2 protein-coding genes are annotated in these 1,947 nt (G+C 34.9%); both read right to left on the reverse strand.

The window, feature by feature from the left end:
* Positions 1-204 precede the first annotated feature (204 nt).
* Positions 205-693, reverse strand: coding sequence for a hypothetical protein (locus M4J38_RS17520; RefSeq protein ID WP_251761104.1), 489 nt, complete (start codon positions 691-693; stop codon positions 205-207).
* 12 nt (positions 694-705) lie between these two features.
* Complete coding sequence (locus M4J38_RS17525) at positions 706-1,263, reverse strand: hypothetical protein (RefSeq protein ID WP_251761105.1); 558 nt, start codon at positions 1,261-1,263, stop codon at positions 706-708.
* Positions 1,264-1,947 lie beyond the last annotated feature (684 nt).

The following is a 1,947-nucleotide window of genomic DNA, read 5'->3' on the forward strand; positions in this document are numbered from 1 at the left end:
CACATATTTTTATCGTCTTTAGAAAATAATCTGAACATAAGAATGTTTCAAGAATTGCGGCTAACGGCAAGGCTTACTGATGGCCGGGAGTTTGAAAACGTAAACCGTCTTACCGAGAATGAATTTGTTAGAAAAATGTTTTACCACGTAACACGTCAGCCCGGCTATTCAGTAAACCGATGTTATAAGCCGTTTTTCTTGTCGTCATATTGGTTTAATTGTTTTTACAATATCGTCAATTTTGTCAAATGGTAAGTTGCAAAGAAAGAAGTCAAGTATATTATGTTTCTTTTCGCTTCCCTCTTTGAAAAGTAGTCGCATATCAAACCCCATTGGATATGCAGAAAATTGTCTGCCTAACATTGTTGGTGCTTGTTCGTATGGAATTAAAGGAAAAAATTGAATGGTGACATTCTTTCTTGAACCACCTTCTAATGTTCTTAGTCTGTCGTCAAGTTGTCCTTTAAATAAAATTTCTTCACTAAATCTTAAAAAAGATTTTGGCAAAGTTTGTTTAACTGTTTCAAGTATTTTTTCGTCAAGAAAGTCACCTTTTTTTGAGTCGTAAACTTTTGGGTTGAATGTTCTTAGATAAGGTAAATATCCTGTAAACCAATTCCAGTCTGGGCCTTCAATTTGAATTACTTTTAGAACGGAAAATTCATTCATTGGTAAAAATTCAATTGTTGTCATATTTCAATTATTTTATTTTAAGTTTAAAATAGTTTTTATCTTTTCAAGTTGTTTATTGACAACAAAAATAGGAATAGTTGTCGCCCCATAATAGTATGCAACGTTAATTCTATGTTTGCCGTCAGTTGGAAAAATTTGACAAGTGTCTTCAATGCTATTATCAATAACCTTGTCAATAACCAAAATTGTAGGTGGAATAAGTTTTACATTGTTCAGCCAATTGTCTATTACATCACTAATTTTCCAGTCATTTAGGTCGTCATTATAAAGATTTTTTTCTCTAAATAATTCTGGGTTACCCGAAGGCATTTTATCAAACAAAAGTTCAATGTCAATATCCTGAAGGATTGTAAAACCGTCTTCTAAAAGGTCGTCACGAAGATTTTCTCTTTGTTTGCTCAGGTCTATGTCGATGATGTCTGTGTGCCAAAGAGGATTTAAGGCTGTTAATTTAGATGAGTTAAATAGTCCTTGAATTTCTTTATGTCTTTTATTTCGCTCTCTATGTTTTTTGTCAGCTTCAACTTTGTCAGCCCAAAATTTTTCTATTTGTTCTTTTGTCAACTCCATATTTTTGAGAGGTTTACCAAAATGGCTTATAACGGCAAGGCTTTGCGATGGACGGGAGTTTGGAAACGTAAACAGTCTTGCCGTGAGTGAATTACCTTTGAAAACTAAACATCACGTTACCCGTCTTGCCCGGCTATTGCAAAACTATTGTTGGGCGTTCGTTAATGAAAACCCTTAAAACTAAATAGTCCTAAGTAAGTTAAGAATACGTCTGCCAATGTCAATAAATGAAAGAAGCTCCTTGTCGGTAACCCTTAATTCACTAGAGTGCACAATTTCAGATCTGAACTTCCAAAATTTCTGAAACAAACTATAAAGGTCATTGTCAATAATTTTTGAAGCGACTAAGTCCTGAGATAGCTTCAAAACACTCAAGGGTACTCGCTCTGCCTCAGGATTATTTCTAATATATAGTTGTCTAATTTGTTGTTCTATCTCGTGGATTGTTGATAAAGCTGTAGTCTCCAAATTTATTGTTGGAGGATCTCCTGCGAATCCCTGTCCTTTAATATCTATTATATCAGGAACTCTAACCCCTTTATCTCCCAACTCTTGCTCAACCTTTTCAACTTCCTCATTAAGTTCACTGAGCTCAAGGTGTCAGCGGCCCCTTTTTCCGGTCAGTTCAAAATTAGAGGATTGATTTGATTTTCGACCGCTTTATCCACTACCGTCCGCGCTTCA

The organism is Parasegetibacter sp. NRK P23 (genome assembly GCF_023721715.1).
Taxonomy (GTDB): Bacteria; Bacteroidota; Bacteroidia; order Chitinophagales; family Chitinophagaceae; genus Parasegetibacter.